The 19,061-nt window shown below is 40.3% G+C and carries 15 protein-coding genes; 14 read left to right on the forward strand and 1 reads right to left on the reverse strand.

What is annotated here, in order from left to right:
- The first annotated feature begins 58 nt into the window (after positions 1–58).
- Positions 59–331 (forward strand): hypothetical protein, encoded by a 273-nt coding sequence (locus N780_RS00245; RefSeq protein WP_036778549.1) that lies wholly within the window; start codon positions 59–61, stop codon positions 329–331.
- Between the two features lie 636 nt (positions 332–967).
- Here N780_RS00245 and N780_RS00250 read toward each other — a convergent pair.
- Positions 968–2,686 (reverse strand): Rqc2 family fibronectin-binding protein, encoded by a 1,719-nt coding sequence (locus N780_RS00250; RefSeq protein WP_036778551.1) that lies wholly within the window; start codon positions 2,684–2,686, stop codon positions 968–970.
- Between the two features lie 92 nt (positions 2,687–2,778).
- Here N780_RS00250 and N780_RS00255 point away from each other — a divergent pair, with 92 nt between their 5' ends.
- The 13 genes from N780_RS00255 (at position 2,779) to rsgA (ending at position 19,061) form a co-directional block, all read left to right on the forward strand.
- Positions 2,779–5,439, forward strand: coding sequence for a calcium-translocating P-type ATPase, SERCA-type (locus N780_RS00255; protein WP_036778554.1), 2,661 nt, complete (start codon positions 2,779–2,781; stop codon positions 5,437–5,439).
- Positions 5,440–5,658: 219 nt separating this feature from the next.
- On the forward strand, positions 5,659–6,951 hold the full coding sequence (locus tag N780_RS00260; RefSeq protein WP_036778557.1) for an NCS2 family permease: 1,293 nt from the start codon (positions 5,659–5,661) through the stop codon (positions 6,949–6,951).
- Positions 6,952–7,076: 125 nt separating this feature from the next.
- Positions 7,077–7,958, forward strand: coding sequence for a YicC/YloC family endoribonuclease (locus N780_RS00265; RefSeq protein ID WP_036778560.1), 882 nt, complete (start codon positions 7,077–7,079; stop codon positions 7,956–7,958).
- An 87-nt stretch (positions 7,959–8,045) separates the two neighbouring features.
- Complete coding sequence (gene remA / locus N780_RS00270) at positions 8,046–8,309, forward strand: extracellular matrix/biofilm regulator RemA (RefSeq protein WP_036778562.1); 264 nt, start codon at positions 8,046–8,048, stop codon at positions 8,307–8,309.
- A gap of 10 nt (positions 8,310–8,319) precedes the next feature.
- The gene (gmk, locus tag N780_RS00275) at positions 8,320–8,940 is read left to right on the forward strand and encodes a guanylate kinase (protein ID WP_036778564.1); all 621 of its coding nucleotides are present in this window, start codon (positions 8,320–8,322) and stop codon (positions 8,938–8,940) included.
- Positions 8,937–9,137 (forward strand): DNA-directed RNA polymerase subunit omega, encoded by a 201-nt coding sequence (rpoZ, locus tag N780_RS00280; protein WP_084599247.1) that lies wholly within the window; start codon positions 8,937–8,939, stop codon positions 9,135–9,137. Before gmk ends, rpoZ begins: the two co-directional genes overlap by 4 nt.
- A gap of 51 nt (positions 9,138–9,188) precedes the next feature.
- Complete coding sequence (coaBC, locus tag N780_RS00285) at positions 9,189–10,394, forward strand: bifunctional phosphopantothenoylcysteine decarboxylase/phosphopantothenate--cysteine ligase CoaBC (RefSeq protein WP_036778567.1); 1,206 nt, start codon at positions 9,189–9,191, stop codon at positions 10,392–10,394.
- Positions 10,391–12,802: a primosomal protein N' gene (priA, locus tag N780_RS00290; RefSeq protein ID WP_036778569.1), complete on the forward strand. Its 2,412-nt coding sequence runs from the start codon at positions 10,391–10,393 to the stop codon at positions 12,800–12,802. The genes coaBC and priA overlap by 4 nt, the downstream gene beginning before the upstream one ends.
- A gap of 18 nt (positions 12,803–12,820) precedes the next feature.
- On the forward strand, positions 12,821–13,768 hold the full coding sequence (fmt, locus tag N780_RS00295) for a methionyl-tRNA formyltransferase (protein ID WP_036778572.1): 948 nt from the start codon (positions 12,821–12,823) through the stop codon (positions 13,766–13,768).
- Positions 13,761–15,110, forward strand: coding sequence for a 16S rRNA (cytosine(967)-C(5))-methyltransferase RsmB (rsmB, locus tag N780_RS00300; protein WP_036778575.1), 1,350 nt, complete (start codon positions 13,761–13,763; stop codon positions 15,108–15,110). Before fmt ends, rsmB begins: the two co-directional genes overlap by 8 nt.
- A gap of 280 nt (positions 15,111–15,390) precedes the next feature.
- Positions 15,391–16,146, forward strand: coding sequence for a Stp1/IreP family PP2C-type Ser/Thr phosphatase (locus N780_RS00305; protein ID WP_036778579.1), 756 nt, complete (start codon positions 15,391–15,393; stop codon positions 16,144–16,146).
- Positions 16,146–18,179 (forward strand): Stk1 family PASTA domain-containing Ser/Thr kinase, encoded by a 2,034-nt coding sequence (gene pknB, locus N780_RS00310; RefSeq protein WP_036778581.1) that lies wholly within the window; start codon positions 16,146–16,148, stop codon positions 18,177–18,179. Before N780_RS00305 ends, pknB begins: the two co-directional genes overlap by 1 nt.
- Positions 18,180–19,061 carry a ribosome small subunit-dependent GTPase A gene (gene rsgA / locus N780_RS00315; protein WP_036778584.1) on the forward strand — a complete coding sequence of 294 codons (882 nt, stop codon included), beginning with the start codon at positions 18,180–18,182 and terminating at the stop codon, positions 19,059–19,061.

Here is a 19,061-nt window from a genome sequence, read left to right on the forward strand (position 1 = left end):
ACGAACCTTCCGTTGTACAATCATGGCGAATGTACTAACGTATGAAGGTCGTGAGTTCATGTCTTTTAAAAAACAAGCCACAGTCATGATTAGTAACGCAGTGCTTGGATTATTCACATGCTATTTATATCTTTATTTTTGGATATTCGTATCGATGGCTGCTCCTATTATAAATCTAAAAGCTTTTCTCAGTCTGATCATTTCTCTCACCTTATTTGGTGTGCTGAACGCCTCGTTAATTGGGAGAGAGCAAATAATGGAGTGGCTGTATGCTAGTTTCACTTACCTAGGTGCCATCGCGCTATTTGTGGCGATCTTCTGGTTATTCTAATCTATATTAGCTAAGAGGGGTCTAGTATAAAGGCTATGTTAACGTTTATTGTTAATCTTAGCTGTTCCATACAAGCCACCTTATATGGAACGGGTTGGAATATTTCAGCGGGTAGGGCCCGCCTGCGTTTATGAGGGCTAGGGCTTGCTCGGGGACAACTCGCTTTCCTGCGGGGAGCTGGGAAGCCTCCTCATTCGCTTCGCTCTCTGCGGGGTCTTCCCTAGGCTCCTTTTCCCGCGGGAGTCTCGCAGTCCCCGAACAAGCCCTGGCTTTATAGTGTTGAACGGCCCGCAGTTAGCATTAAGTGGTCTGTTGTCACCCTATGTGGTATGTTTTCGTTCACTCTTATATGGCAAAGGTGGGCCTGGAAACTACGAGACTCCCGTGGGTAGAAGAGCCTAGGTGAGACCCCTCAGCCGGCGTGCCGGCTGAGGAGGCTCACCAGCTCCCCACAGGAAAGCGAGTGGTTTCCAGGCCCACCTTACACTGAACTAAAGCTAACGGAAACATTCTCTCAATTTTGAGTATACAACCATTCTGCGTTTATTTAGAACAAACCTGATAAAAGATAACAACATTATACTTTAATAGAGCCAAAATAAAAACTCGATCTTGCTAGGGCAAGATCGAGTTTTTTTAATCTTTTGGTTCGTTGTTTTTAAGGTCGCGAATGGCGGCTTCTTCAGGGGTTACAAAGAGCGTTTTCTGGTTGTCATAGGTTACAAAACCAGGTTTTGCGCCGTTTGGTTTTTTCACGTGACGAATCAACGTGTAGTCGACTGGGACCGATGAAGAAGCTTTTGATTTACTGAAATAAGCTGCAAGTAAAGCCGCTTCTTGTAAGGTTTCTTCACTCGGGTCTTCACTTCGAATGACTACGTGTGAGCCTGGAATGTCTTTTGTGTGTAACCAATAGTCGTTTCGGTTTGCCATACGCGTTGTTACATATTCATTTTGCTTATTGTTTTTCCCGACTAGAATTGTCGTTCCATCGGAAGAAAAATACGTTTCAGGCTTAGGGGCTTGAGGTTTCTTTTTCTTCTTCTGTTGTGGTTTTGCCTTCATATAGCCTTCTTCTCGCAATTCTTCTCGAATTTCTTCGACGTCTTCTTCGCGAGCTGATTCGATTTGTTGAATCAGTTGGTCGAAATAAGAAATTTCCTCTTCTGCTTTTTGAATTTCTTTTTGAACAACCTCTTTTGACTTTTTCATCTTAGAATACGTCGCAAAGTAGCTCTGAGCATTTTCGCTTGGTGTCTTATTAGGGTTTAATTCGATTGTGCGTTCGCCTTGCTCCGGATCGTAATAATCGACAACCGTAACGGATTTATCGCCTTGTTTAACAAGATGCATATGAGCGGTCAGCAATTCGCCTTGTCGCTGGTATTCATCAGCTTGTTCAGCTTTTTGAAGGGTCTCTTCGTGTTTCTTAATCTTACGGATGTTCTTATCTCGTTCGTTTTTCATGAAGCGAGCTAGATCGCCTGCTTGTTGTTTGACTCGGTCTCGTTCAGCTTTACCACTATAGTAAGCATCAAGAAGATTGCTCACTGTTTTATACGTCTCGGTTTCAGCATCCATTGATTCAAGCGGAAGAACATAAAAGTGTTCTTTCTTTCCCCTTAATAACTGAGGCGTATAGTCATGATGAATCAGCTGCGACTGAACATGGCTGAATGTTTCTTGATAGGTAGTAGCAGAACCTAGGCGAGCACGATAGCTGATCTCTGTAGCAATCATAGGTGAAAAGCCCATGAGAATGCTCATAATTTGTTTGTCCATACGACCTGAATTAAAGTCTAGTTTCTTTACAAAAACTTCAGGGTCTAATGTGATTGGATTCGTTTTTCCTTGATCAGGGGGTCTTTTGTACGAATGACCTGGCAGTACTGTTCGGTAACTGCTTTGAGAAGGAGACACGTGTTTTATACTATCTAGGATCATGTCTCTTTCCTGATCAACTAAAATGATATTACTATGCTTACCCATGATTTCCATCACTAGGGTTTTCGTTGTTTCATCACCAATTTCGTCTTTTCCACGGACTTTTAGTTGAATGACGCGCTCCATTTCAAGCTGCTCGATGGACTCAATAAATCCACCGACTAAGTGCTTGCGGAGTAGCATACAAAACATTGGCGGTTCTTTTGGATTTTGATACGTATCTTTTGTCACGTGCATTCGAGCGTAGGAAGGGTGTGCTGAAAGCAAGACATGTTGATTTTTCCCTTGGCTTCGAACAGTGACAATAAGTTCGGTTTGCGTTGGCTGATAGATCTTCATAATTCGTCCGGGAGTTAACGAATGCATTAATTCGTGTGTGACTGCCCGGGTGACAACGCCATCAAAAGACATGGTAATCACCTCACAATATACCGATTATAGCATTTTTTTGGACGAGTCTGAATAGATATACCATAGACTCTCAGGTTCAGGAGGAATGTTACGTGAATTGGTATCAATATAGTGTAGAGAATCTAGCACGAAAGCTAGATGTAGATATGAACTTGGGCCTTTCTTCTAACCAAGCAGAGGAACGTCTAAAGAAACTAGGCCTTAATGAACTAGAAGAAGGAAAGTCGGTCAGCATCCTGTTATTATTCTTCCGCCAATTTCAAGATTTTATGGTTATTGTTCTATTGGCTGCAACGCTTATTTCTGGATTACTGGGGGAGTACGTGGACGCGATCGCCATAATGGCAATTGTATTTGTTAACGCTTTGCTTGGTTTTTTTCAGGAGCAAAAGGCTGAGAAATCACTGGCTAAACTTAAAGAGTTGTCAGCACCATATGCAGAAGTATTGAGGGATGGTAACTGGGAAAAAGTGCATTCACGTGAGCTTGTATTTGGAGATATTGTTAAAGTTACGAGCGGAGATCGAATTAGCGCTGATCTTCGTTTAATCACTGCATCAGGCCTTGAAGTAGAAGAGTCTTCTTTAACTGGAGAATCACTTCCTGTATTAAAGCATACGAAAGAATTGAAAGAAGGAAACGTTGAATTAGGAGATCAAGGTAACATGGTTTTCTCAGGTACCCTAGCTACAAGGGGAAGTGGAGTTGGAGTGGTTGTGGGAACAGGTATGAAAACGGCCATGGGTCAAATCGCTTCTTTACTCGTCCAAACTAATCGTATGCCTACTCCTCTTGAAAGAAAATTAGCTGAATTAGGAAAGATTTTAATTGTGACTGCTCTTCTATTAACATCATTTGTAGTAATAGCAGGTGTTTACCGAGGTCACCTTTTGTATGAAATGTTTTTAGCTGGTGTTTCTTTGGCAGTGGCGGCGATACCAGAAGGATTACCTGCAATTGTAACAGTAGCTTTGTCGCTTGGTGTTCAGCGTATGATCAAGAAAAAGGCTATAGTAAGAAAGTTATCAGCTGTTGAGACACTAGGCTGTGCTTCTGTCATCTGTTCAGATAAGACGGGAACAATGACAGAAAACCAAATGACTGTAAAGCAAGTAAGTACAATAGATGAACATTTTTACGTGACTGGTGAAGGGTATGATCCGTATGGAGCTTTCTTTGATGGAAGAAAGGATGAAGTAAACATAAAAGACATCCCCGGAGTAAGTCGCATGCTACTTTATGGTTCGTTATGTAATCATGCCAGAGTTTTGCGTAAGGAAGATCGGTATGTTGTAGAGGGGGACCCAACTGAGGGCGCTTTACGAGTTGCAGGCAAGAAAGCAGGGATTACAGAAGAAAACTTAGCAGAATGGGAAATAACATATGAAATCCCTTTTGACTCAGATCGTAAGCGCATGTCTGTCGTTGTTGAGCATAAAAATGGAGAACGCTTGGTTATTGTGAAAGGTGCACCAGATGTTTTGTTACCAAGAAGTACATCGATTTATTCATCAATGGGACAGCGACCCTTGAAGCAAACGGATAAGCAGTTGGTTGAATCAAAGATTGGGGATATGGCGAATCAGGCGTTGCGTACTATTGCCGTTTGTTGTAAACCACTTAAAAAAGGTCAATCTTACAATGACTTCGAATTAGAAAAGGATTTAACTTTTATAGGCTTTACAGGTATTATTGATCCCCCTCGAAAAGAAGTAAAACGAGCCATTAAAGAGTGTCATCAAGCAGGGATAAAGACCGTTATGATTACGGGCGATCACGCGATGACTGCTCGGGCTATTGCGAGGGACTTAGAATTAATGCCAGATAACGGCCGGGTTATAGAAGGATCAAAACTTTCAATAATGAATGACGATCAATTGGAGTCTATAATAGAAGAAACGTACGTTTTTGCCCGAGTTACCCCTCAACATAAATTGCGAATCGTACAAGCTTTTCAAAAGCAAGGGCACGAAGTTGCTATGACAGGGGACGGGGTCAATGATGCACCTGCCATTAAGGCCAGTGACATAGGTATATCAATGGGACAGAGTGGAACAGATGTTGCAAAAGAGGCGTCCTCCTTAGTTCTTCTTGATGATAATTTTGCTACAATCCGGTCAGCTATACAAGAAGGACGAAGTATCTATGAGAATATACGGAAATTCATTCGGTATTTGTTAGCCTCCAATGTTGGCGAAATATTGGTCATGCTTCTAGCAATGCTACTTGCTCTACCTTTACCTTTAGTACCAGTTCAAATTTTATGGGTCAACCTTGTAACGGATGGTTTACCAGCTATGGCCCTTGGGCTTGACCGTTCAGAGGGGGATGTAATGAAGCGAGCCCCTAGAAGTCCGAAAGAGGGAATCTTCGCCAGAGGGTTAGGATTTAAAATTATATCAAGAGGGTTTATGATTGGAATTGTGACTCTCATAGCTTTTATAATGGCATATCAAGGGGACCCAGAAAGGTTGTTATATGCTCAGACCATAGCGTTTAGTACGTTAGTCGTTGCGCAGCTCATCCACGTATTTGATTGTCGGAGTGAACGATCCATATTTGCTAGAAATCCTTTTTCAAACATTTATTTAATTGGTGCTGTACTGTCTTCGCTCATATTAATGTTAGTCGTAATTTACTATGACCCTCTACATCCTGTATTCCACACCATGGATGTGCCATTAAGAGATTGGATCTTTATAATAGGACTAGGTGCAGTTCCGACGTTTCTGTGGGGATTTTCTGAGAAATAAATGTAGTCCTTTTACAAGCATTCTTCAAATGAAGGGTGCTTTTTTTTGTTTACTTTTTGGTCCTATTAGGGATGTTAAAGTTCATAGGTGCTTACCATTAAACTTATCTTTACTAATAAATTTCTTAAACAAATTGTTATTTAGTATTGAAATATATCCTAAAAACGAATATTATTATCAATGTTTGTTATTATCATTCGTGAAAAGCAGGTGAAGTAGTTGAATCGTTTTTTTAAATTACAAGAGAACCAAACGACAATCAAAACAGAAATCAACGCTGGAATCACAACATTCCTAACAATGGTTTATATTATATTTGTAAACCCGGTTATACTCGGAAATGCTGGAGTACCATCTGGACAAGTTTTTATGGCAACTATTATCTCAGCCCTTGTAGGTACTCTCCTTATGGCATTACTAGCTAACTATCCAATTGCTATAGCACCTGGAATGGGATTAAATGCTTACTTTGTTACAGTAGTAACGAAATATGGTTTATCTTATAGCATTGTGTTTGGAGCGGTTTTCATTGCTGGTGTGATCTTCCTTTTACTCAGTTTCACAAGTTTACGTGAGAAATTGATTGAAGCGATCCCGAACTCATTAAAGTTTGGTATTACATCAGGAATTGGCTTATTTATAGCCTTTTTAGGTTTACAATTTAGCGGAATTATTGTAGACGGAGGAGAAGCAGGGCTTTTAACACTTGGTGATCTTCAAGCCCCAAATACGCTTTTATCAATAGCAGGATTGTTTATTACGCTGATTTTAATGGCTCGTAATGTAAAGGGCGCTCTATTCTATGGAATTGTTATGACAGCGATCATTGCTTTCTTCACAGGTCAGCTAACGTTTAATGGTGTTGTTTCTATGCCGCCTGCTCCAGTTTTCTTTGAAATGGATATTGCGGGAGTGTTTACAGAAGGTCTTTATGCTGTTGTATTTGCTTTCTTGTTGGTCACGATCTTTGATACTACAGGTACGCTTGTGGGAGTGGCTGAACAAGCTGGCTTCATGAAAGACGGAAAGTTACCTAAAGCTAAATCAGCTTTAATGGCAGATGCAATTGCGACAACGGTAGGTTCTACATTTGGCTCAAGTCCATCTACTGCATATGTAGAATCAACATCAGGCGTTGCAGCAGGCGGACGTACGGGTCTAACTTCTCTTGTTATAGCAGGATTATTTTTCCTTTCTATGTTCTTCTCTCCATTTATTCAAGCCATCTCTGGAGTATCTGCAATAACGGCACCAGTACTAATTATTGTAGGGTGCTTTATGATGGAAGGGTTGTCTCGTGTTGATTGGAAGAGTTTCGATGAAGCATTTCCAAGCTTTATTATCATTTTAACTATGCCCCTTACTTCTAGTATTGCAACAGGAATTGCAATGGGCTTTATTACTTACCCATTACTGAAAGTAGTAAGTGGAAAAGGGAAGCAAGTTTCTTGGTTACTATACGTATTTGGAATATTATTTGCTATACAACTCGTGTTTTTCCCTGCCCATTAATAATCAATTGTCATAAGAACTGCCCTTTTAAAGGGCAGTTTTTGTTTTGGTGGGGTACAAGTTCTTTTATCCTGACTGGGTTATGTTAAAATGGATATAATCTTGTAATAATAGGTGTGATGGATATGGTTAGAAGCATGACTGGATATGGGAGAAGTAGTAAAACATTAGATGACACAACGGTAACGGTAGAACTTAAAGCTGTGAATCACCGTTTTTTAGACATTTCGCCTAAAATGCCAAGGCCACTCCTTTACCTTGAAGAAAAAGTGAAAAAAAAGTTGCAGCCTTCTTTCACAAGAGGACGAGTTGAAGTGTTTATAACAGTTGAAGGGAATGCTTTAACTAAACGCCATGTAAAAACGGACTGGGATTTGCTAGATCAATACATAAACCAGCTTCGAGAAGCTAAGGCTCGGTATGAATTGGTTGAAGAAATTTCGATAAATGTCTTGACGAAGCTAGAAGATCTGTTTACTATTCAAGAGTTAGAGGAACACGAAGATCGTATGGAATCAATGATTCTTTCTTGTGTAGATGAAGCAAGTGAGCACGTAATATCTATGCGAGTGCAAGAAGGAGATGCATTACGACAAGATTTAAGAAACCGTGTAGAAACGGTTGTTTCAATTGTGGATGATTTAAAAAGCCGAAGACCAATCGTTGTTGATGAAACGAGAGAGCGTATAAAAACGAAAATTGAAGAATATGCTCAAGCCGCCCTCCCTAGAGAGGATTCACGACTTCTCCAAGAAGTTGGTATATTAGCTGAAAAAGGTGATATTGCAGAGGAAATTACCCGTTTGTATAGTCACACAGAACAGTTTTTTACAACATTAGAGTTAAACGAATCCATTGGACGTAAGCTTGATTTTATTGTTCAAGAAATGAATAGGGAAACGAATACTATTGGCTCTAAATCAACTGATTCAAAAATTAGTGAATGGGTAGTATTATTAAAGAGCGAAATAGAAAAAATAAAAGAACAAGTACAAAATGTTGAATAATGATTGAGTTTATCATAAAATTTTTCATATAATTATAGTATTCATATACAATCTTGAATGGTTTTAGATGATGAAGGAGGAGCCACATTGAGCTTACGACTAATCAATATCGGGTTTGGTAACGTAGTTTCCGCAAATCGTATCATTTCCATCGTGTCACCAGAATCAGCACCAATAAAAAGGATTATAACCGTTGCTCGGGATAATAATAAATTGGTAGATGCTACATACGGCCGCAGGACGCGTGCGGTAATTATAACTGACAGCGATCATGTCGTTTTATCGGCAGTTCAACCTGAAACTGTAGGTGGACGTGTCACAAGTCATGACGATATGTCAGAAGAAGGGTAGGAGCTTTATTGTGATAGATGAGAAAGGGATTTTATTTATTTTGTCCGGTCCTTCCGGAGTTGGAAAGGGGACAGTAAGGAAGTCTCTTTTTGAAAAAGATACAGACTTAAGATACTCAATCTCTATGACGACACGAGACCCTCGTGAAGGAGAAGTAGATGGAGTTGATTATTTCTTTAAAAGCAAAGAGGAATTTGAAACACTAATTGAGAATAAAAAGTTGATTGAATATGCTCAATATGTGGGAAATTATTATGGAACACCTAAAGATTATGTGGAGCAACAATTAGAATCAGGGAACGATGTTTTTCTTGAGATCGAAGTCCAGGGGGCTTTACAGGTTAAAGAAAACTTCCCGCAAGGTGTATTCGTATTCTTGATCCCACCAAGTCTTGAAGAGCTTAAAGATCGTATTATTAGTCGTGGGACTGAGACAGAAGAATTAGTACGAAATCGTTTAGCAGCGGCTAAAGAGGAAATTGAAATGATGGATTATTATGATTATGTTGTTGTAAATGATCAAATTGACCGTGCGGTAGATACGGTTCAATCCATTGTCAGAAGTGAACACTGCAAACGTGACCGTGTAGCAAAACAATATAAACAAGCATTGGAGCGTGATGAATCATGATGTTAGAACCGTCCATCGATTCCCTAATGGAAACCATTAATTCTAAGTATACCCTAGTAACAATCTCTGCTCGCAGAGCTCGTCAAATGCAAGAGACGAACAAGTATTTGATTGACTCATTTGACTCAAAAAAATACGTCGGCATTGCGCTTGAGGAAATCAAAGAAGGCAAATTGCATTATAAACACGAAGAATAACAACCTTACCAAGGTTGTTATTTTTATGTAGATGGGAAGGATGGGATAATCATGTTAAAAGGAAAGAAAGTCGTCCTAGGTGTTTCAGGTGGGATCGCTGCTTATAAAGCTTGTGCCTTAACGAGCAAACTTGTTCAGGCTGGGGCTGACGTTACTGTCATTATGACAAGTAGTGCCCAAGAGTTTGTTACCCCGCTAACGTTTCAAGCTTTATCACGAAACCCGGTTTACACAGATACATTTGATGAAAAAATCCCTGAACAAATATCACATATTGATGTAGCGGACTGGGCGGACTTAATTGTTCTTGCTCCTGCTACTGCAAATCTTTTAGGTAAAGTCGCAAATGGAATCGCAGATGATATGCTCACAACGACACTATTGGCTAGTGAAGCGCCTGTTTATATAGCGCCTGCAATGAATGTTCATATGTACGCCCATCCTGCAGTACAAGAGAACTTAAAGAGACTAGAAGCCTATGGTTATCAATTCATAGAGCCTGGTGAAGGGTATTTGGCTTGCGGTTATGTAGGGAAGGGTCGATTAGAAGAACCTGAGACGATCGTTACCGTGTTAGAGGAACAAGTGAGCCCTTTCCTTCCATTAGAAGGGAAGCGTTTAATCGTTACGGCGGGACCAACAAGAGAAAGGGTAGATCCAGTTCGCTTTTTTACAAATTTCTCAACAGGGAAAATGGGGTATGCTTTTGCCAGGAAAGCCAAAGAGCTAGGGGCTGAGGTTACACTTATTTCAGGTCCAGTTTCGATTGATGAGCCTATTGGCGTGAAGGTCATCCAAACGGAATCTGCTCATGACATGTATGAAACTGTTATGAAGGAGCTTCCGCAGTCGGATATTATCATAAAAACAGCTGCCGTAGCAGATTATCGTCCTAGAGCCCCTCTAGACCAAAAGATGAAAAAGAAAGAGGGTCTTCTATCGATTGAGATGGAGCGAACAACAGATATACTAGGTGAAATAGGCAAAGCTAAAACGAATCAGTTTGTTGTCGGATTTGCAGCTGAGACGACTGAACCGATTACTTATGCAAAGCAAAAACTTATTAAGAAAAATGCTGATGCTATCGTAGTAAATAATGTTTCTGAGGCAGGTGCTGGTTTTGGAACCGATACAAATGTTGTCACATACCTGAATAAAGATGGTTTGGAATGGGATCTTCCACTTCAGTCTAAAGAAGATGTGGCTTATCAGATTCTCATACAGGTAGCTAATGAGCTGAAGGATGGTCAGACGTGAATATAGCTCGAGTTATTGTGGATGTACCTACAAGCCAAACAAACAGACCATTTGATTATAAAATTCCAGATTCTTTAATAGGCGTTGTAGCTCCGGGTATGAGGGTCATTATTCCATTTGGACCTCGTAAAATCATGGGGTTTGTATTAGAAGTTACAGACCAGACAAGCTTTACACGATTGAAAAAGATACAAGACGTTATGGATCTGACCCCGGTCTTAACTCATGAGCTTATTCAACTAGGAAGATGGATTTCAGAGACAACACTTTGTTTTTACGTTTCTGCCTATCAGGCTATGCTACCACAACTACTCAAAGCGAAGTATGAGAAAGAGCTGTGGCTGTTAGCTGAACACGAAGATTTAACAGAGGATCTAGAGAGGTTGTTCGGTGGAAGAGGTGTTGTACCATATGAGGAGATTGAAGCTTCTTCCTTGTCCTACTCCCAAATCCAAAAGCGCATCCATGAAGGATTAGTAGAAGTTCATTATAAAGTAAAAGGCAAGGAAACGAAGAAAAAAGAAACCTATATCGTTCCGGGTATACCTTCACACCGCTTAGAAGAGATCTATCATGACACGCCCAAACAGGCGAAGAAACAACGGTTGATTCTTGCATTCTTTATTGAATATCCAGATGAAATTTTACAGAAAAAATTATTAGAAGAACTAAAAACGACAAGAGCATCCCTGAAACCATTACTCGATAAAGAAATTCTTAAAACTGTATATAAAGAAGTTTACCGGGACCCTTATCAACAACGAGAATACGAGCGTACAACACCTTTCCCGTTAACAGAAGAACAGCAAGAGGCGATTGAACCTGTTCTTGCTTCTATTGAGGACAAGCGTCATGTTCCTTTTCTTCTTCATGGTGTAACTGGAAGTGGTAAAACGGAAGTGTATCTTCAATCTATCCAGCAAGTACTTGATGATGGAAGAGAAGCTATTGTGCTAGTGCCTGAAATTGCGCTTACCCCACAAATGGTGGAGCGATTTAAAGGGCGATTTGGCTCAAGGGTCGCTGTATTACATAGTGCCTTGTCTGCAGGAGAAAAGTTTGACGAATGGAGAAAGATTCAACGAAAGGAAGTGCAGGTTGTAGTTGGTGCTCGTTCCGCAATCTTTGCTCCTTTTGAGAATATTGGTATTATCATCATTGATGAAGAGCATGAATCCAGTTATAAACAAGAAGACTACCCAAGGTACCATGCACGAGATGTAGCGATTGAACGTGGGAAATATCATCACTGTCCTGTTGTACTTGGTAGTGCCACTCCAACACTTGAGTCTTTTGCAAGAGCACAGAAAGACGTCTATAAACTTCTTACGTTAAAAAAGCGAATGAACAATGCGAGTATGCCTGAAGTAGAACTTGTTGATATGAGAAAGGAATTACATGCAGGGAATAGATCCATGTTTTCCATACAACTTCGAGAGAAAATCGAAGATCGTATTCAAAAGGGTGAACAAGTTGTATTGTTCCTGAATAGACGTGGGTACTCAACTTTCGTTATGTGCCGCGACTGTGGTGAAGTTAAAGAATGTCCTCACTGTGATATTGCATTGACTTATCATCGAAAGGCAGAACGATTAAAGTGTCATTATTGCTCTCATGAAGAGCCAATGCCTACAATCTGCCCAAGCTGTGAGAGCGACACGATTCGTTACTTTGGTACAGGAACTCAGAAAGTGGAAGAGTCTCTTAACCAACTTATACCAGATGCAAGAATCATAAGAATGGATGTAGATACAACACGTCGTAAAGGTGCTCACGAGAGGCTTTTAACGAAATTTGCAGACAAGGAAGCAGATATATTACTAGGTACACAGATGATTGCGAAAGGACTCGATTTTGGAAATGTTACACTTGTTGGTGTGTTAGCAGCAGATTCATTATTGCACCTGCCTGACTTTCGGTCATCTGAGAAGACGTTTCAACTATTAACTCAAGTTAGTGGACGCGCTGGTAGGCATACATTACCTGGTGAAGTAATTGTACAGAGTTATACTCCTGAACATTACAGCATTGAAATGGCGAGTCAGTACGATTTTGAGTCGTTTTATAAGAAAGAAATGAAGATGCGAAAAACGTTTCGATATCCTCCGTACTACTTTTTAACATTGCTCACTGTTTCCCATCCAAATCATTTGTACACAATGGATGTTACGCAGAAAATTGTGCAATTTTTACGTGATCATCTTTCGGACCAAGCCATTATTTTAGGACCTACACCATCACCGCTAACTCGGATCAAAGATAGATATCGGTATCAATGCATGATAAAATACAGAAATGAACCAACATTACACAAGGTCATGAATCGACTATTTCAAATATATGAGGACGCTATTCAACAAAAGGATTTGCAGCTCACAATCGATTTTCAACCGTACCAGCTAATGTAAGAAAGGAGATATGCTGAAATGAAGCGTATCGTATTTATGGGGACGCCTGATTTTGCCGTGCCTGTATTACAACAATTAATTGAAGACCAATATAATGTGGTGGCAGTTGTCACACAACCAGATCGTCCTAAAGGCCGAAAGAGAGAAATGACACCACCTCCGGTTAAAGTGGAGGCGAAACGTCACGACATTCCGGTATTGCAACCAGAGAAGATTAAGCATGAGTATGGAGATGTACTAGAATACCATCCCGACCTAATTGTCACAGCTGCATTCGGTCAAATCCTCCCAAAAGAATTATTAGAGGTGCCCGAGTACGGATGTATAAACGTACATGCCTCGATCCTTCCAGAACTTAGAGGAGGAGCACCCATTCATTATTCAATCCTTCAAGGGAAAAAAGAAACCGGGATTACAATTATGTATATGGTAGAAGCATTAGACGCAGGGGATATTTTGAGTCAACGTCGTGTTTCGATTGAAGAAGACGATCATGTTGGCACCCTTCATGATAAACTTTCAGAAGTCGGTGCGGCCCTTTTACATGACACATTACCCGATTTACTTAATGGTAATATTACCCCTGTTAAGCAAGATGAAAGCAAAGTAACCTTTGCTTCTAATATTAAGCGAGAGCAAGAGCGAATTAACTGGAATAATGACGCACAAACGGTTTATAACCATATTCGCGGTTTACACCCTTGGCCTGTTGCTTTTACATCATGGAACAATAAGCCATTGAAAGTATGGTGGGGAGTAAAAGTACAAGAATCCTTTAAAGGAAGTCCTGGAGAAGTTGTACGTTTAGAAGAAGATGGATTTGTTGTTACTTGCGGAGATGGTAAGGGTATTAAGTTAACAGATATACAACCATCAGGGAAAAAGCGGATGGCTGCTGGCGATTTCTTACGTGGAGCTGGTCAGTCTCTTGAGGTTGGCTACGTTTTAGGTGAAGCAAATGAGTGAGATGGCCTTAAGAAACGCAGCACTAGATATTGTTACTCGCGTTGGTGAAAACGGAGGGTATAGCCACCTCTTAATTAATCAAACCATTGAAAAGAGAGGATTGTCAGACCGTGACACCTCACTACTTACAGAGATTGTTTACGGAACTATACAACGTAAAGATACTTTAGATTACTACATCACACCCTTTGTTAAGAATAAAAAGAAGTTAAAGCCTTGGGTACTTTGGCTACTATATATGTCTTGTTACCAGATGGTTTACTTAGAACGTGTACCTGATCACGCTATTATTCATGAAGCAGTAGAAATTGCAAAAAAACGAGGACATAAAGGTATTGTATCTATGGTAAATGGTGTGCTTCGTAACCTTCAACGTAATGGAGTACCTTCCCTTGATGAGATCGAGGACCCTATTGAGCGTGTAGCAATAGAGACAAGTCATCCAAAATGGATGGTAGAACGCTGGAGTAATATGTATGGGCTTGAAGAAACGGCGAGAATGTGTCGTAAGAACCTTGAGCGACCAACGATGTCTGTTCGAGTTAATACGACTCGCTATACGCGCACTCAGGTGATGGAGACATTAAAAGAGGATGGTTTTGATGTAGAAGCCTCTGCTTTGTCACCACAAGGAATTATCATCTTTTCAGGTAACATCCTTCGTCATAGCATCTTTAAAGAAGGCGGGATAACCGTTCAGGACGAAAGTTCAATGCTCGTGGCGGAGATGATGGGGCTTCAGGAAGGAATGCATGTTCTGGATTCTTGTAGCGCACCAGGTGGAAAGTCCACTCATATTGCTGAGAAGATGAATAACACTGGGCGAGTTGCTTCTTTTGATCTTCACAAGAAGAAGGTAAAGCTTGTAGAAGAGAAGGCGGACCAGCTAGGTTTAACGAATATCTCAACTGCACAAGCTGATGCAAGGCACCTGCCTGAGTTAATAGGTGCTGAAACATTTGACCGCGTATTATTAGACGCTCCTTGTTCTGGCCTTGGTGTAGTTAGGGGTAAACCAGACATTAAGTACTCCAAAACAGAAGATGATATTGCCTCTCTCTCAACTATACAGAAAGAGTTGCTTGAATCAGTCAGTTCATTAATGAAAAAAAATGGTACACTAGTATATAGTACATGTACAGTAGACCGTCAAGAAAACGAAGAAGTTATACAAGATTTCTTAAGTAGCCATCAGGAATTTGAAGTGGACAAGGATTTCTTTAACGAGCTACCTGAAGATTGTAACAATCTACCAGGTCTAAGTGAGTGGGGTCTTCAACTATTCCCACAAGACTTTGATACAGATGGTTTCTTCTTAACAAGATTAAAGCGTAAAAGATAAGTCCCTTTATGGTTGTTTAGTTATTTGACTATTTTAGATAGAACATTTTTTAAGAGAATGATGTGAACGATCATCGTTTATTTAAGACACTTTACGTGAATTTAGAGTAAGAACAACATAACCCCATTGTACTAAAAGAACATTGGGGTCTGTTCTTTTATAATAGGGCAGGTGCCCTGTTTTAGTAATCAGTAATAATCGCGTGTTTAAAGAGTATGAATGGTCAATTTACATTGATCTATTATCATAAACAGCTTAAATAAGAGACGAGGTGAAACCCTTGAATGGTTATTTTTTGACGGACAAAGGACAGGTTCGTAGCCATAATGAGGACTCTGGGGGAATTTTCTTTAACCAAAACAGTCAAGTGTTAGCAGTTGTAGCAGATGGGATGGGTGGACATCGAGCAGGAGACGTAGCAAGTAATATAGCGACGACCTCTTTACATAATAAGTGGCTTGACGCTCAACCGATTCAAACAGCAGAAGAGGCAGAGGAGTGGCTTAGGCATACGATTAAAAGTGTTAATCAAGAATTATATCAGTATGCATTAAACCATAAAGAATGCCAGGGGATGGGAACAACGATTGTAGCGGCCATTTGTACAGAGGAATTTGTGTCTGTAGCTCATATTGGCGATAGTCGCTGTTATTTGTCAAATGAATTCGGTTTTAAGCAAGTAACTGAAGATCATTCGTTGGTGAATGAACTTGTAAGAGCTGGTCAAATTACCCGTGAAGATGCTGAACATCACCCAAGGAAGAATGTATTATTAAAGGCACTTGGAACAGAGTATGAAACGAGTGTGGATATTAATACGGTTATTTGGGAAGAAGATGATAAGTTATTACTTTGTTCAGATGGTTTATCGAATAAAATGATGGATAATGAACTGGTTGAATTCGTTCAAGAGCCACTCCCGCTCGAGAAAGCTGCTGAAAAGCTTGTCACCATTGCGAATGAGCGTGGGGGAGAAGATAATATTTCGTTAGTGCTCGTTCATCATGATGCACCAACGGAAGAGGGTGTTTCTTAATGCTTAAGGGTCACCTATTAAATGACCGCTATGAAATCCAGGAGACCATTGGTGGCGGAGGAATGGCCAATGTATATCTTGGCCGTGATACGATTTTAAACCGAGATGTAGCAATTAAAGTACTTCGCTTGGAATACGCGAATGATGATGAGTTTATTGCAAGGTTTCGAAGAGAAGCGCATTCGGCTACAAGTTTGTCTCACCCGAATATTGTAAATATATACGATGTCGGCGAAGAAGAGCACATTTACTACATGGTCATGGAATATGTTGATGGAATGACCTTGAAACAATACATACAGTCATATGGACCTCTAGATGTTCAAGAATCACTCGATATCACTAAGCAAATTACAGCAGCCATCACACATGCCCACGATAACCATATCGTACACAGGGATATAAAACCTCAAAACATATTGATTGATGAATATAAACAAGTGAAAGTAACTGATTTCGGGATTGCTATGGCTTTAAGCGCTACGTCCTTAACCCAAACCAATTCAGTCCTAGGTTCTGTGCACTACTTATCTCCTGAACAAGCTAGAGGAGGTATGGCAACTAAGAAATCAGATATTTACTCGATTGGAATCGTTTTATTTGAGATGTTGACAGGGCGACTTCCTTTTTCGGGACAGTCACCTGTGTCTATTGCTTTGAAGCATCTTCAAAGTGAGACCCCTTCTATGAAAAGATGGAACCCACAAGTACCTCAAAGTGTAGAAAACATTGTGTTGAAAGCAACAGCTAAAGACCCATTTCATCGTTATGATGATATATCAGAAATTGATGAAGACTTAGATACTGCTCTTCTGCCGGAAAGGCAAGATGAAGCGAAATTTACCGTTCCATTGGATGATGATGAGGAAGTAACGAAAGCAATACCGATTATAACGAATGATGCTTATAACTCTGAGCGCACAGATGATACGATTATACATCAGACAGATCATACAGAGGTTAACAGGGATCCTGAGCCACCAACGACTCCTAAGAAGAAGCGGAAGTGGAAAGGATGGGTCTTTGGGATTTTATTTACGTTAATCGGAGCAGGTGCTTTGGCGCTATTTCTTATTCCGGCCCTTATGATTCCTGATGACGTAGAAGTGATTGATGTGAGAGGCCTAGAGTACGAGGACGCGCTTAGTCAGTTAATGGAACTCAATTTGAAAGTGAATCGTGAGGCCATTAATTCCACTGAAGTAGAAGAAGGAAAAGTCATTAGGACTAATCCTGAAGTAGGGTCCACTGTAAAAGAAGGTTCAGAGATTACTGTTTTCTCAAGTCTTGGTAAGAAAAAAGAAGAATTTAAGGATTATGCCGGAGCTTCTTTCGAGAAAGTCAAGAAAGAATTGGAAGAGAAAGGGTATAAGACTGTGTATTCCAATCTTGAGAATTCATCTGACGTTCAAGAAGGGATCATCATCTCCAACATTATTCCAGGTGCTGGGGAGATGGTTCTTCCGGAAGAAACGTCTGTTGTGTTGGTGGTTAGTAGTGGTCCTGAACAAGTGGATGTACCAGATATAACAGGGGCCACCATTGCTGAAGCAGAGTCTACGTTAGGAAATAACTTTACGCTCGAAGAAGCTGGGCAAGAGTTTAGTTCTTCTGTTCCTAACGGTCAAATTATTCGTCAGCAGCCAACTGCCAATGATGAAGTAGATATAGGATCGACCGTGAGGGTATGGGTATCTAAAGGTCAGGAACCACCTTCTTATACTACGATTAATAGAAAATACACCGTTCAAGTCGAACAAGATACATCTCAAGAAGATGAACAAGCTCAAAACAACAATGGAGAAGAGAACGCAGACCAGCAAGAACCTATTGAAAAAACGGTTAAAATTTATATTGATGATGAAAATGAAGATGTGGATACACCTTATATTGACGAAACCATTAATAAAACAAAAGAATTCACTATACCACTTCGAGTGAAACAAGGCTCAACTGCTTACTATAGGATAGACGTAGATGGTGAGACTGTGAAAGAAGAAGAGGTAAATTATGAAGAAGGTGAAGCTGAATAGATGTTAAAGGGTAAAATTGTGAAAGCACTCAGTGGCTTTTATTATGTGCAGGATGGAAATTCTGTTTATCCATGTAAGGGACGAGGAAATTTCCGAAAGCGAAAAATCACTCCGCTAGTAGGAGACAACGTTTCCTTTGAGATGGATGAGAATGAAGAAGGATATATCCTTGATATTGACGAAAGACAAAACGAGTTAGTACGACCGCCTATAGCGAATATTGACCAAGCAATGATTGTAGCATCAGTTGTAGAGCCTGAGTTTCGTACAATTTTGATGGATCGTTTCCTAGTCTTGATTGAATCAAAAAATATTACACCAATGATTGTATTAACGAAGACAGACCTTGTCGATGATGAGGAGCTTGAGAAGTTGGAGTCTTACAAGGAAAACTATGAGAAACTGGGGTACACAGTGATTGTGGGCTCTTCAAAAGAAGAGGATGGTCTATTGGGAATTACGCCTTACCTTGAAGGGAAAACCACCGTTATTGCTGGACAATCTGGTGTAGGGAAGTCTTCAATGTTAAACGCCCTTAAGCCTCATTTGGATCTTGAAACGAATGACATTTCGAAAAGTCTTGGTCGAGGGAAGCATACAACACGTCATGTGGAACTGATTGAAATGTACGGGGGTCTTATTGCCGATACGCCTGGTTTTAGTTCTCTTGAATTTCAAGACCTGGAATATGATGAACTTCCGGATTGTTTTCCTGAGATGCGGGAGCACGGAGAGTACTGTAAATTTAGAGGATGCTTACACAACAAAGAACCAAAATGTGCTGTGAAAGCTGCGGTAGAAGAAGGGGAAATTCCTTCTTACAGATATGAACATTACTTGCAGTTCTTAGAAGAAATACAAAACAGAAAGCCGAGGTACTGA

Origin of the sequence: Pontibacillus chungwhensis BH030062 (assembly GCF_000770675.1) — a bacterium.
Lineage (GTDB): Bacteria > Bacillota > Bacilli > Bacillales > BH030062 > Pontibacillus > Pontibacillus chungwhensis.